This window comes from Halorussus salinisoli, from assembly GCA_005239435.1.
GTDB lineage: Archaea > Halobacteriota > Halobacteria > Halobacteriales > Haladaptataceae > Halorussus > Halorussus salinisoli.
In genome coordinates this window covers 266,978-279,224 of sequence record ML241305.1, presented here as the reverse complement: position 1 = coordinate 279,224, position 12,247 = coordinate 266,978, and the positions used below count along the sequence as shown (strand labels likewise).

16 protein-coding genes are annotated in these 12,247 nt (G+C 66.3%); 9 read left to right on the top strand and 7 right to left on the bottom strand.

Annotated elements, in window-relative coordinates; translation table 11 throughout:
- Positions 1 to 25: 25 nt before the first annotated feature.
- Positions 26 to 934 (bottom strand): 4-hydroxy-tetrahydrodipicolinate synthase, encoded by a 909-nt coding sequence (dapA, locus tag E2484_RS01505; RefSeq protein WP_137283455.1) that lies wholly within the window; start codon positions 932 to 934, stop codon positions 26 to 28.
- Between the two features lie 404 nt (positions 935 to 1,338).
- On the opposite strand from dapA, the gene E2484_RS01500 reads away from it, so the two are divergent.
- The 3 genes from E2484_RS01500 to E2484_RS01490 all read left to right on the top strand — a co-directional run bounded on the left by E2484_RS01500 (position 1,339) and on the right by E2484_RS01490 (position 3,757).
- Entirely contained in the window at positions 1,339 to 1,980 is a 642-nt protein-coding gene (locus E2484_RS01500) for a metallophosphoesterase family protein (RefSeq protein WP_137283454.1), read from the top strand.
- Between the two features lie 549 nt (positions 1,981 to 2,529).
- On the top strand, positions 2,530 to 3,171 hold the full coding sequence (locus E2484_RS01495) for a metallophosphoesterase family protein (protein WP_137283453.1): 642 nt from the start codon (positions 2,530 to 2,532) through the stop codon (positions 3,169 to 3,171).
- An 88-nt stretch (positions 3,172 to 3,259) separates the two neighbouring features.
- A complete protein-coding gene (locus tag E2484_RS01490) occupies positions 3,260 to 3,757 on the top strand; it encodes a LabA-like NYN domain-containing protein (RefSeq protein ID WP_137283452.1) in 498 nt (165 codons plus the stop codon).
- Between the two features lie 42 nt (positions 3,758 to 3,799).
- On the opposite strand, the gene E2484_RS24645 is transcribed toward E2484_RS01490, so the two are convergent.
- Complete coding sequence (locus E2484_RS24645; RefSeq protein ID WP_170977200.1) at positions 3,800 to 3,970, bottom strand: hypothetical protein; 171 nt, start codon at positions 3,968 to 3,970, stop codon at positions 3,800 to 3,802.
- A gap of 214 nt (positions 3,971 to 4,184) precedes the next feature.
- Between E2484_RS24645 and E2484_RS01485 the strand changes: the two genes are divergently transcribed.
- The 4 genes from E2484_RS01485 to E2484_RS01470 all read left to right on the top strand — a co-directional run bounded on the left by E2484_RS01485 (position 4,185) and on the right by E2484_RS01470 (position 6,915).
- Entirely contained in the window at positions 4,185 to 4,664 is a 480-nt protein-coding gene (locus E2484_RS01485) for a PUA domain-containing protein (protein WP_137283451.1), read from the top strand.
- Positions 4,665 to 4,771: 107 nt separating this feature from the next.
- Complete coding sequence (locus tag E2484_RS01480) at positions 4,772 to 5,179, top strand: nascent polypeptide-associated complex protein (protein WP_137283450.1); 408 nt, start codon at positions 4,772 to 4,774, stop codon at positions 5,177 to 5,179.
- Positions 5,176 to 5,922, top strand: a complete 747-nt coding sequence (locus tag E2484_RS01475; protein ID WP_137283449.1) for a methyltransferase domain-containing protein — start codon at positions 5,176 to 5,178, stop codon at positions 5,920 to 5,922. The genes E2484_RS01480 and E2484_RS01475 overlap by 4 nt, the downstream gene beginning before the upstream one ends.
- 189 nt (positions 5,923 to 6,111) lie before the next feature.
- Complete coding sequence (locus tag E2484_RS01470; RefSeq protein ID WP_137283448.1) at positions 6,112 to 6,915, top strand: formyltransferase family protein; 804 nt, start codon at positions 6,112 to 6,114, stop codon at positions 6,913 to 6,915.
- Between the two features lie 28 nt (positions 6,916 to 6,943).
- Here the strand turns inward: E2484_RS01470 and E2484_RS01465 are convergent, their stop codons facing one another.
- Both E2484_RS01465 and E2484_RS01460 read right to left on the bottom strand, forming a co-directional pair.
- Entirely contained in the window at positions 6,944 to 7,261 is a 318-nt protein-coding gene (locus E2484_RS01465; protein WP_137283447.1) for a transcription factor S, read from the bottom strand.
- A gap of 43 nt (positions 7,262 to 7,304) precedes the next feature.
- Positions 7,305 to 7,562, bottom strand: coding sequence for a DUF5789 family protein (locus E2484_RS01460; RefSeq protein WP_137283446.1), 258 nt, complete (start codon positions 7,560 to 7,562; stop codon positions 7,305 to 7,307).
- Between the two features lie 130 nt (positions 7,563 to 7,692).
- Here E2484_RS01460 and E2484_RS01455 point away from each other — a divergent pair, with 130 nt between their 5' ends.
- Positions 7,693 to 8,958, top strand: a complete 1,266-nt coding sequence (locus E2484_RS01455; protein ID WP_137283445.1) for an NAD(P)/FAD-dependent oxidoreductase — start codon at positions 7,693 to 7,695, stop codon at positions 8,956 to 8,958.
- Positions 8,959 to 9,200: 242 nt separating this feature from the next.
- Here E2484_RS01455 and E2484_RS01450 read toward each other — a convergent pair whose 3' ends face one another.
- Together E2484_RS01450 and E2484_RS01445 are read right to left on the bottom strand one after the other, a co-directional pair.
- On the bottom strand, positions 9,201 to 9,896 hold the full coding sequence (locus E2484_RS01450) for a metallophosphoesterase (RefSeq protein WP_137283444.1): 696 nt from the start codon (positions 9,894 to 9,896) through the stop codon (positions 9,201 to 9,203).
- A gap of 159 nt (positions 9,897 to 10,055) precedes the next feature.
- Positions 10,056 to 10,481 (bottom strand): putative toxin-antitoxin system toxin component, PIN family, encoded by a 426-nt coding sequence (locus E2484_RS01445; RefSeq protein WP_170977199.1) that lies wholly within the window; start codon positions 10,479 to 10,481, stop codon positions 10,056 to 10,058.
- A gap of 187 nt (positions 10,482 to 10,668) precedes the next feature.
- On the opposite strand from E2484_RS01445, the gene E2484_RS01440 reads away from it, so the two are divergent.
- A complete protein-coding gene (locus E2484_RS01440) occupies positions 10,669 to 11,451 on the top strand; it encodes a DUF7839 domain-containing protein (protein ID WP_137283442.1) in 783 nt (260 codons plus the stop codon).
- Between the two features lies 1 nt (position 11,452).
- On the opposite strand, the gene E2484_RS01435 is transcribed toward E2484_RS01440, so the two are convergent.
- Entirely contained in the window at positions 11,453 to 12,211 is a 759-nt protein-coding gene (locus E2484_RS01435) for a TrkA C-terminal domain-containing protein (protein WP_137283441.1), read from the bottom strand.
- Between the last annotated feature and the right edge of the window lie 36 nt (positions 12,212 to 12,247).

Genomic DNA, 12,247 nt, shown 5'->3' with positions numbered 1-12,247 from the left:
TCCTCGGTTTCGGCGACGGTCGTGGTCATGAATGTATCTCAGTCGGTTCCCCGTCTAACTCTTCGAGGATACCTGCAAGTTCTGCGCGCGGTCCCTCGGAGAGGCGAGTCAGCGGCGAGCGCAGGTGGGCCGGGCCGTACCCCCGAATCTCCATCGCCTCCTTCACCGGGATGGGGTTGGTCTCGGTGAACAGCGCGCGGACGAGCGGTGCGAGTTCCTCGTGAATCTCGCGGGCCTCGGCGAAGTCGCCCGACCGGGCGGCCTCGACGAGCGCAATGGTGCGCTCGGGTTCGACGTTCGCGGAGACGCTGATGGTGCCCGTCGCGCCGAGCGACAGCATCGGGAGTGTGAGGAAGTCGTCGCCCGAGAGGACCGAGAAGTTCCGGTCGCGGGTGCGCTCGATCACGTCACCGATTCGGTTCAGGTCGCCGCTGGCGGCCTTGTACCCCACGATGTTCTCGTGTTCGGCGAGCGAGACCGCGGTCTCGACTGCGACGTTGCGGCCCGTGCGCGAGGGGACGTTGTAGACGATTTGGGGAACGTCCACCTCGTCGGCGATCGTCCGGTAGTGGCGCTCCATCCCGGCGGGTTCGGGCTTGTTGTAGTACGGCGAGATGAGGAGCAGGGCGTCGGCCCCGGCGTCGGCCGAGCGACGCGAGAGGTCGAGTGCCTCGCGGGTGGAGTTGCTCCCCGCGCCGGCGATTACGGGAACGTCGACGGCGTCGGTAACCGCTTCCACGACTTCGACGTGTTCGTCGTGGCTGAGGGTCGCGCTCTCGCCGGTCGAACCGACCGCGAGGAGACCGTCCACGCCGGCGTCTGCGAGGCGCTGGGCGTCGTTTCGTAGCTGTTCGAAGTCGATGCTGTCGTCGGATTCGAAGGGAGTCGTCATCGCCGGGTAGACCCCACTGAAGGGTTCGTCGGTGCGTGTCATGGTGTGTTTGGGACTGGTTCGCTGGTGACTGGTCGGTGAGTGATACAGAACGAGTACGGCCCGCGACGGTTCGCCACGCCGCCGAGGACCTGTCAGTAACCGCCTTTTGTGCGTTTCAGCCCCGAAAAACCGACCGACCCACCGCTGGCCGAGTTCGAGAAGACGGCCGCGGTTGCGTCGGGGTGCATATGCGTCCAACACTCTCCCGGAAACTTAGTCTTTGCGTCGGATGCGATACCTGCCACGTACCGTCCGGGTGGTAGGTGCGTTCGACTGACGTTCCGAGTCGGGAGCCACGGTTCGTCCTCGGCGGGTCGGTCGGCCCGCCTGACGTCGTATTCGACGGGTCGGTCGCCGTCGCGCGAGAGTGGGTTTTATCTTTCCGACCGTAGAATCGATGATTAATGCTCGTTCTCGGAGACGCCCACGCCGACGACCCCGCCAACCGGCGCGCGCTGTTCGCCGCCTACCGGGACGCCGACGCGGACGTGGCGTTGCAGTTAGGTGACCTGCTCTACTACGACCTGCCGATTCCGACCTACTTCATCGCCGGTAACAACGAAGATTTCGACACTATCGACGCTCTCCGGCACGGTTGCGTCGAAAACTCCGTCGTCACGAACGCCTTCCTGTTGACCGACGAGGCGGTCGAAATCGAGGGCCTGCGAATCGCGGGCCTTTCGGGTAACTACGCGCCGACGCAGTTCGAGCGCCCCCGCACGAACCTCCAGGGCGAGCGCAGGCGGCACTTCGTCCGCGGCGACGTAGAGCGCCTGAAGCAGGTCGAGGACGTGGACGTGCTCCTGACCCACGAAGCGCCGCACGGCCTCCCGGTCGAGGAGTCCTACGAGGTAGGGTGCGAGCACATCGACGAACTGCTGGAGGCGCTCGACCCCGACCTCTGTCTGGTCGGCCACCACCACGAACACGCCGAGATGGAGTACGGCGAGACGCGCGTCGTGAGTCTCGCCGCGGTCGGCGAGCGGTACTACGAACTCGACCCCGCGACGCTGGAACTGAGTTCCTCCCCGACACCTTCGTCGTAGATGGCTCTTAGAAACGTATCCAATTATTTGGGAAATATACACGATGGTATTCCGGTCGTTTTCATTGTATAGCCGTGGCTAGTCCGTTGTTCACTGACAACAGAAGCAGCTAGCTACTCCTCGAGCCAAGGAGTACAGCACTGCACCACTACCGCACTATCACCACTGCACCACCACCGCACTACCACCACACCGCGCCCCGTACCTCCTCGCCGCGTTCGCGCCTATCGGCGCTCACTCGGCGCATTCCGTGGTCTGTGACAATCCGCGGACCGGAGTGGTTTGGGACAGTTCACGGTTCCGCCCGGCGACGCGAATCACTGGCTCGACCAGTCGCGCAGTCGTCCGGCACTCTCACGGTAGCGGTCCCAGTGCGGCCGCGGTGCAGTCACGGTGCTGTCGAAGGACGGTCGTGAGACGCTCACGTAGTCGGAGCGCCGACCGTCGTCTCTCGGTCGTTCGGTGACGACGTTCGGTCAGACGACCGACTCGAAACGCTCCTCTCGCCGAGCCACAGCCCTTACCTCGTCGCCGACCGAGTATCAGCCGATGCTCGTTCTCGGAGACGCCCACGCCGACGACCCCGCCAAGCGCCGCGCGCTGTTGGCGGCCTACCGCGAGGCCGACGCCGACGTTGCGCTTCAGACCGGCGACTTACTCCACTACGACCTGCCGACTCCGACCTACTTCATCGCCGGTAACAACGAAGATTTCGACACTATCGACGCCCTCCGGCGCGGCGACGTCCCCGAGGACGTGACCGTCCGGAACGCCACCCTGCTCGCCAGCACCGTCGCCGAGGTCGCGGGCCTCCGAGTCGCGGGCCTCTCGGGCAACTACGCGCCGACCAAGTACGACCGTCCTCGCGCGGACCTCGCGGGCGAGCGCAGGCGGCACTTCGTCCGCGAGGACGTAGAGCGCCTGAAGCAGGTCGAGGACGTGGACGTGCTCCTGACCCACGAAGCGCCGCACGGCCTGATATACTACGGCTACGACGCCGGATGCGAACGAATCGACGAACTGCTGGAGGCGCTCGACCCCGACCTCTGTCTGGTCGGCCACCACGAGCGCCACGCCGAGACCACCAACGGCGACACTCGCGTCGTCAGCCTCGCGCCCGCGTGGGAACGATATTATCGTCTCGACCCCGAGACGCTGGAACTGTCCGAGCGAGCGACGCCCGCGGAGTAGACCTCCGAGGACCCCTCGACGGACCGAGGACGAGCGCGGGAGACGGTTGTGCGGACCTTTTTATCGCAGGGGGTACCAATCTTGGCTCATGACCGAGATACACTCTCATCAGCGAGTCGCGGTCCTCGCAGACGCCCAAAATCTCTACCACACCGCCCAGAGCGTCTACAGCAGAAACATCGATTACTCTGCGGTCCTCGAAAAGTCGGTGCAGGACCGGGAACTGACGCGCGCCATCGCCTACGTGATTCAGGCCGACAGTCCGGACGAGGAGCGGTTCTTCGAGGCGCTCGCGGACATCGGTTTCGAGACCAAGATAAAGGAACTCAAGACGTTCGGCGACGGGTCGAAGAAGGCCGACTGGGACGTGGGGATGAGCCTCGACGCCGTGACGCTGGCCAACCACGTCGATACCGTCATCCTCTGTACTGGCGACGGCGACTTCTCGCGGCTCTGTTCGCACCTCCGACACGAGGGCGTGCGGACGGAAGTGACTAGCTTCGAGGAATCGACGTCGGAAGAACTGATTCAGGCCGCAGACGCGTTCATCGACATGTCGGAGCGTCCCGACACGTTCCTACTGTAACTCTCGCGGACTGCCCGCGAACTGTCGCTCCGGACGACCGATTCAGACCGGACGGCCGTCTTCGTCGGCGGTACCGCTCAGGAGTGCGCCCGCCGCCATGGCGAGGACCGCGACGGCCGAGACGACGTAGGTCGTGAACGTCTGGGTGGTTGCGACTGCGAAGATGATTGCACCAGCGAGGACGACGAGTGCGAGGCCGAGGTTCGCTTTCATTGTAGTCGCCCGTAATCGCTCCAAGGATATAAATCAAACCGAAGCCGCCAGTAACCATCATGATTTACAATCAAATTGTTCCTGAGGGACGCGGTTAGTGTTACCTCTTGACACGCTGAGTGTCGGCGATGGGTCGTCGTCTTCGTCCCGACTCCGAGACGGCTCCGGGCCGAAGAGCCAAGGCTTTTCGCCGGGCGACCCGAACCCGCGTGCAATGAGTTCGAGTCAGACCGACGACCTCCCCCGACTCCGGACGACCGCAGACTACCAGTTCGGGGCTGGCGTCGGCGCGGCGCTGTTCCCCGAGGACGAAGACCTGGAGGTCAAGCGGTCCTCGTCGGGGCGGCCACAGCAGGTCGTCGCCGACGCCGAGCGACTCGTGACCTACGGCACAGACGGCCGATTCACGCTCGGACTGGAGGGCGGCCGTCGAGTCGCGGCCGCGCTCGAATCTCCGGCGGGCCGGGTCGTCGTCGGCGACGAGAGCGAACCGTTCGTCCGAGACGGCAAGAACGTCTTCGCCAAGTTCGTCTCCGCGACAGGTCCCGAGATTCGGCCCGGCGACGAGGTTGCCATCGTCCACGAAGACGGTTCGCTACTCGGCGTCGGTCGGGCCGAACTCTCGGCCGACGCGATGGCCGACTTCGACACCGGGATGGCCGTGATGGTCCGCGAGGGCGCGGGCGAGGACTGACTGCTCTAGACTGGCACCGCCATCCCCGCCCCCCGACCATCTCCGACCACCGCCTCGGACGCGACTGGTCCGCCAACCTTATTTCTTCACGCTCCGACGAGTCGAGTATGTTCGGAGGAGGCGGCGGGGGACTCGATCCCCGTAAGATGAAGCAGATGATGAAGCAGATGGGTATCGACGTAGACGAACTCGACGCCGAAGAGGTCGTCATCACCAAGAGCGACGGCGAGCAACTGGTGTTCGACGATCCCGACATCACCGTGATGGACGCCCGCGGCCAGGAGACGTATCAGGTCGTCGGCGAACCCGAGACCCGCGACGCGGACGCGGGCGGGGTCACCGCGGTCGAGTCCGGCGAGGCCGGAACGTCCGGCGACGAGAGTTCCGGCGCGGCCATTCCCGACGAGGACGTCGAGATCGTCGCCCAGCGAACCGGCGTGACCGAGGACGACGCCCGCGAGGCCCTCGAAGCGACCGACGGCGACCTCGCGGCCGCAGTCGAGCGCCTAGAGTGACGGTCCTGCTGGTTCACGGCGATCGGGAGTACCTGCGCGAACCCGGCGAGGAACTCCAGACCGACCTCGGAGTCCTCGACGTTCCCGAGGACGTAGAGCCGGGTCAGACCCTACAGACCCATCTGGGCGAACCGTTCGAGGTCCGGGGGCTTCGCGGCCCGGACCTGTTCAACCACTTCGACCGCACCGGCGCACCGATGATGCCCCGCGACGTCGGTCTCATCGTCGGCCACACCGGCATCGCGCGCGGCGACCGCGTGCTGGACGCCGGGACCGGAACCGGCGTCCTCTCGGCCTACCTCGGCCGGATGGGCGCGGACGTGACCACCTACGAGCGCGACCCCGACTTCGCCGAGGTGGCCCGCGAGAACATGGAACTGGCCGACGTGGCCGACGCCGTGGACGTGCGCGTCGGCGACGTGACCGAAGAGATTGCCGACGCGAGCGAGGGCGAAGACGACACCCTCGGCGAGTTCGACGTGCTGACGCTCGACACCGAAGACGCGCCGGAAGTCGTCTCTCACGCGCCCGACCTACTTGTCCGGGGTGGATTCGTCGCGGTCTACTCCCCGTTCGTGGAACACACCCGCGAGGTGGTGGAGTCGGCACGCGAGGTCGGTCTCGCCGACGTGGAGACCCTCGAAACCATCCAGCGTCGGATGGACTTCGACGACCGAGGGTCCCGTCCCTCGACCGCTGGCGTCGGTCACACCGGGTATCTGACGTTCGCTCGTCGGCCGTAGTCCGGTAGGTCGCCGACGAACCGCCGAAAATCACCGACGAATCGCCGGCCACTCGCCCGCCCGACCACCTGTCCAGCCGGGCGACTGCGACCGGAGCAGACGCGGTCTGTTCTTCCGTAAGCGGCACCTTCGCCAGTCAGTCGCCGCATAACAAAGCCGACCGCGGGCGTCCTGACCGACGACGACCCTATGTCAGACACGCTCGAAGTCGCGTTGTTAGTCCGCGGGACCGACGTTCCTGCGTGGCAGGCCAACGCCGTCGAGGCGATGGTCGCCCGAACCGACGCCGAGGTGAGTCACGTCATCCGAAGCACCGGGTCGGTCGCCGGAAGCGACGGCGGACTCGGCCACTACATCGACCGGGTGCGCGAGTACCCGCTCTGGACGCCGGTCGGCGCGGCGTACCGATTCACCGACCTGCCGGAGTACCGCGAACCCCGTGACGTGGCCGGCATCGCGGGACTGGGCGACCCGGAGACGTTGGCGGTCGAACCCGAACCGGCACCCGACTTCGGCAACGTTCTCCCGGACCACGCGGTCGAGACGGTCGGCGAGGCCGACACGGCGATTCGGTTCGGATTCGGCATCCTGAAAGGCGACGTGCTCGACGCGCCGGAACACGGCGTCCTGAGCTTTCACCACGGCGACCTCCGGAAGTACCGCGGGATGCCCTCGGGATTCTGGGAGTACCTCCACGACGAGGACACTGCCGGCGTGACCCTCCAGAAGCTCTCGGAGACCCTCGACGGCGGGGAGATTGCGGCCTACGAACCGGTAGACATCGCCGACGCTCCGACGTGGCCCGACGTCCGGAGACGACTGTTCGCGGTCTCCGACGACGTGCTGGTGAAGGGCATCCGGAACGTCTCGCAGGGCGTCGAACCCCAGTCGCCCGACGACCTCGGCGACCTCTACTCGCTCCCCGAAGGCGGCGACGTGCTGAAGTACGTCGTCAAGGAAGGGAAGGGCCGAGTCCGGCAGGTCGTGGGGTAGCGCGGCGCGAGTCAGCGGAGAGTGGTTTCTAGTTGTCGTCTTCGCGCCACTTGTGCTCGCACTCGGTACAGATGAAGAATCGCGTCTCGCTCTCGTCGGCCGCGCGAATCTGTTGCAGGTACCACCGGGCGCGGTCGTTGCCACACTTCGGACAGTGGGCGTCGGTGGTCGGAAGCGCGCTCTCCTCGTCGGCTTTGCTGGTCTCGATGACCTCGCTGTCCTCTTGGCCTTCGGTCACGGTGTAGCTGTCGCTGTCGCCTTTCGGCTCCTCGTAGCCACAGCTTCCACAGACCCACATTCCGTCCTCGGCCTTCATCATCGAACCGCACTCGTCACAGAACTCCATTGTTGTTACGCCGTAGCTGACGCGGTAAGTTAAGCGGCGTGTTTTATCCTTCGCCTTCGGACTGATACGGTTCGCCCACCGCCTCTCGCGGCAGGGCGTTGTTGATTTCGGACTGGAGTTCGTCGTTCGAATCGAACTCGTCGGCCGGAACCTCCGAGATTACCTCCCCCAAGTTTCGCTCCCCGTCGGCGAGCAGCAACGTCACGTCCTCGAACTCGCTGGCGGCCTCGTCCCGAGTGGTCGGGTAGGAGAGTTCGCCGAGGACCGATTCGACGTGGCTGAGTTTGACTTCCCGTGCCATGGCGTTCGATACGTCTGGTCGCACCTTCAGTGTTGTCGGCAGTTTCCGCATTCGGCGTCGGTGAAAGCTCCGCCGGGTCGATTCCTCTCCGAGCAGAGAAACTTTGTGGCGCGCGGCCGAACGTCCGGCCATGACCGACGTCGTCGTCGCTGGCGGTGGACTCGCCGGACTGGTTGCGGCCCGTCACCTCGCCGAAGCGGGCGCGGACGTACGACTCTTCGAGCGCCACCACGACCTCGGCGGGCGGGTGCGGTCGCTCCGGCGCGACGGGTTCGTCTTCGACCGCGGGTTTCAGGTGTTCTTCACGGCCTACCCGGCGGCCCGACGGGAACTCGACTACGACTCGCTCGACCTCCGGTACTTCAAACCCGGCGCGGTCGTCGCCCGACCCGGCGAGCGTTCGACCCTCTCTGACCCCTTCCGAGACGTGGACGGCGCGCTGGAGACGATTCTCAATCGAGACGTGACGCTTCGAGACAAACTCCGGGTGTTCGAACTCCGGCGGGAACTCGCCGAGAAATCCGACCGCGAGATATCTGCGGGCCCGGACGAATCGACCCGCGAGTACCTCCGCGGCCGGGGGTTCTCCGACCGGTTCGTCGAGAACTTCGCCGCGCCGTTCTACGGCGGCATCACGTTAGACCGTAGCCTCGCAACCTCGAAGAAGGTGTTCGAGTTCACGTTCAAGATGCTGACGACCGGTCGCATCGCGGTCCCGGCCCGCGGGATGGCCGCGATAACCGAGCAACTGGCCGAGTCGGCCCGCGAGGCAGAGGTCGAACTCGTGACCGACGAGACCGTGACCGACCTCGACGCCTCCGACACTCCCGAAATCGAACTCGGGCGCGAGTCCGTGACCGCCGACGCCGTGGTGGTCGCCACCGACCCCGAGCAGGCCCGCGAGTTGACCGGCGTCGAGTCGATTCCCACCGACGCGAAGGGCTGCGTCACCCAGTACTACGCATTCGACGGGCCGGAACTCGACGCCGGCAAGCGACTTCTGCTCAACGCCGACTCGCCCGCGCCGAACCAGATCGCCCAACTCTCGGCGGTCGCGCCGGAGTACGCGCCCGAGGACCGGAACCTGCTGAGCGCGACATACCTCGGGGTGCCCGACGACCCCGACGAGGACCTCGCCGCGAAGACGGCCCGAGCCCTCGACTCGTGGTATCCCGAGCGCCGACTCGACCTCGAAACGCTCCACACAGACCGAATCGAGTTCGCCCAGTTCGCCCAACCGCCGGGCGTCCACGACCGACTGCCCGACGTGCGCGCGCCCGACGGCCCGGTCTACCTCGCGGGCGAGTACACCGACGCCTCGTCGCTGAACGCCGCGATTGGGAGCGGCCGGACGGCCGCCAAGCGAGTCGCCGACGACTTCGACTTGGCGTTCTGAGCGCCGCGAAGCTTCGGTTTCGTCTCTCGAAAGAGGCCGCGAAGCGCAGGCGGTTGGGGAGGCGTGAGGCCCGCGGTCGCGGTGCGGTCGCGGTGCAGTTGCGGTGCTGTGCGGTAGACTCCTCCGTTCGAGGAGTAGCTGGCTTCGCCTCTGCTTCTGATGATCGGTAGCTAACTCCGCCCTACTCCCGACGACGCAGTAGGTCCCTCGACGAGTTCCGAAGGAAATCGAACACTACCAACTCAAAGCAACCGCCGGAACTCACCCAGCGGCGGAAACGACAGCATCTCCTCGCCGTCGGCGTCCCACACGACCGGCCGGAGGGCGTCCGCGTCCCCGACGACCGGCGTCTGGAAGTCCCGCGCCGACATCCCGTTGACGGTCGTGCCGGGCGCGAGTCGATTGAAGGCGGGAAGCACCAGCACGTCCGCGCCGCGGAACGTCTCCGGCCCGAACAGCAGGCAGGGGTGGCGCGTCCCCTCGATTTCGATGGTCGGGTGGTCGTGGCCGACGACGTAGCGGGCCGCCTCGCCCTCGGGTTCCGCGTGGCCGTGGTGGACGAGCGTGTCGCCGACGCGGTACTCGTCGCGTGAGTCGAAACGTCGGGCGTCCAACACCGACTCCAGCATCGAGTCGTGGTTCCCGCGCACGACCACGAACGTCGCGCCCGCCGCTTCGACCGTCTCGCGGAGTGCCGCGACGGTCTCGGCGGTGCCCTCTGGCACCCGGTCGAAGGCGTGGAGCAGGTCGCCCGCGACCACGACCTCCGCGGGGGAGAACGCCGCGAGCAGGTCGGCCAGTCGCTCGGTCAGGTCCTCGCGCTCGCCGAGCGGGAGTTCGACCGCGGAGGCGGCGTCCCGGCCGACGTGGAGGTCGGCGACCACGAGTACGTCCTCGTCGGGGAGATACACCGCCCGGTCGCGGAACTGCGCGTCCATCGGCCCGTGGTTGGGGCCCGTCGGTCTTCGGGATTGCGGTCGTGGTATCGAGCGTCCGGCGGTTTGGTCGGTCGGCGACCACTCCGGATAACTAAATAATAGCTAAAAGGATAGATGCAATGCTAAAGAAATTGTATTTGTGGCTCGAGTCCAGCGCACTCACTCGCGGTCGGCGCGACGGTCGAGAAACGTCTTCCGGGAGAGAACGTCCACGCCAGCGATACCGTCGAGGTTTCGGAGGTGGTAGTCGTCGGAGACCACTGCGTCCGCGGCGGCCGCGACTGCGCATTCGAGAACGGCGTCGTCGTCGGGGTCGTCGGCGGCGTCGATTCGGACCGCGGGTTCGACTACGCGGGCGAATCCGACCACGCGCTCGACCGCCTCCGCGCGGCGCTCGGGTGCGAGCGCGGCGAGCGGCAGGTGGTCGTACCGGAGGACCGCGGCGAACTCTCGGAGGAGTGCGGGCGAGACGGCGACTTCGACCGCGCCGGACTCGGCCAACGCCACGCAAGCCAGTGGCTCGTCGGGGAAGGCGAGTTCAGCCACGAGGACGTTGTTGTCGAATACGACTGTCCGACGGGGCACGGCGGAGACTGGCACTCGCCCGCGAAAAACGTCTCGGCTGTGCGTTCTGCTTTTCCTCCGACATTTCCGAACCAACTGCATCTCGGGGGCCTGAAGCTGTCACTAGCCGGCCTACTGAGCGATTTAACCCGTCGCGGGACGGACAACCGCCGGGGATTTATGGTCGTCGTGGTGAAACTCCGTACACATGGCCGACGTACTGGAGAACAAGCGCGCCGCGACCCGGTTTCGCATCCTCGCCGAAATCGCGGAGCGCCAACCTGCGGTGAGTCAGGGCGAAATCGCAGACGCGGTCGGCGTGACCAGTCAGGCCGTCAGCGAGTACATCCGGGCGCTGGTCGAGGACGGACTGGTCGAGAAGGAGGGTCGCTCGCGGTACAGCGTCACCAAGGAGGGCGTCGATTGGCTCCTCCAGGAGGCGACCGACGTGCGCCGGTACGCCGACCACGTCACCGACGACGTCCTCGGGAACGTCCAGGAAGAGGCCGCCATCGCCACAGACGACGTGACGGAGGGCGACCCGGTCACGCTCTCGCTCCGAGACGGTCTCCTCCACGCGACGCCGGGCGAAGCGGGGCCAGCGACCGGCGTCGCCACCACCGACGCGGACGCGGGCGCGGACGTGGGCGTCACCGGTTTCGAGGGCATCATCGACTTCGACCCCGGCACCGTCACCGTGTTTCAGGTGCCGCCAGTGCGCTCGGGCGGCGCGTCGTCGGCCGACACAGACGCGCTGGCCGACGCCTGCGAGTCGGCCGACCTCGTGGCCGCCGCGGGCGTCGAAGCCGTCGTGGCGCTCCGGCGGGCCGACTGCGACCCCGCGACGACGTTCGCCGCGGGCGAGGTGGCCGCCGAGGCGGCGGGCCGGGGTCTCGACGCGGTGGTCGTCACCACCACCGACCTCGCGGGTAGGGTCACCGACGCGCTCCGCGACGCCAACGTCGCGTACGAAGTCTCGGAACTGGAGTGACCTACTCCTCGACGAGTTCCGCCTGCTCTTCGAGAACCGCTTCGTGGGCCACGACAGCGTCCTCGTGGGCGCGAACGTCGCTGGCGTCGCGCTCCGAGAGTTCCCGTAATCGGTCTTCCTTTCCGTAGAGTATCACGGTGTCTTCGGGCCGCAGTTCGTTATCGGGACCGGGGGCACCGACGTACGTGCCGTCTCGCCTGATTCCGAGGACCAACACGCCTTCTGCACCGAGATTCAACCTGTCGAGCGTCTCGTCGGCGAGCCAGTCCCCTTCTCGCACGTCGATTTCGGCGACGCGATACTCGCTCTGGAGACCGAGCAACTGAGCGCAGTCCCGAACGTCGAGGTCCGTCGCGCGACTCAGCGACCGCTCGATGACCGGCGTGACGACTCGGTTGAACCACGAACTGCGTGCGACGAGGAGGATGGCGGTGACTCCGACGACGACGTAGACCAAACTCCGGAAGTCCTCGCCACCGGTGTTGACGAACGAGACGATGAGCGACGCCATGGCACTGATGAGGCCCAGACTGCCGAGGCGAATGAGCGCCTTCACGATTTTCCGTCGTCCAGCGGTCGAAACCGCCTGCTCGGCCTCCTGTGTCGTGTATCCGGCCCCGGAGAACGCCGACGTGGCTTGAAACGAGGCGACCTCCGGCGAGAGACCGGTCATCTGGAGCGCGACCGACCCGATTCGGATGATGAGCAACGAGAGTGCGAAGATGACCAACAGCGAGAGAATCGGATATATGGCCACCATGGCCGTGGCTATGATTCCCGAGTCGGGTAAACGTGG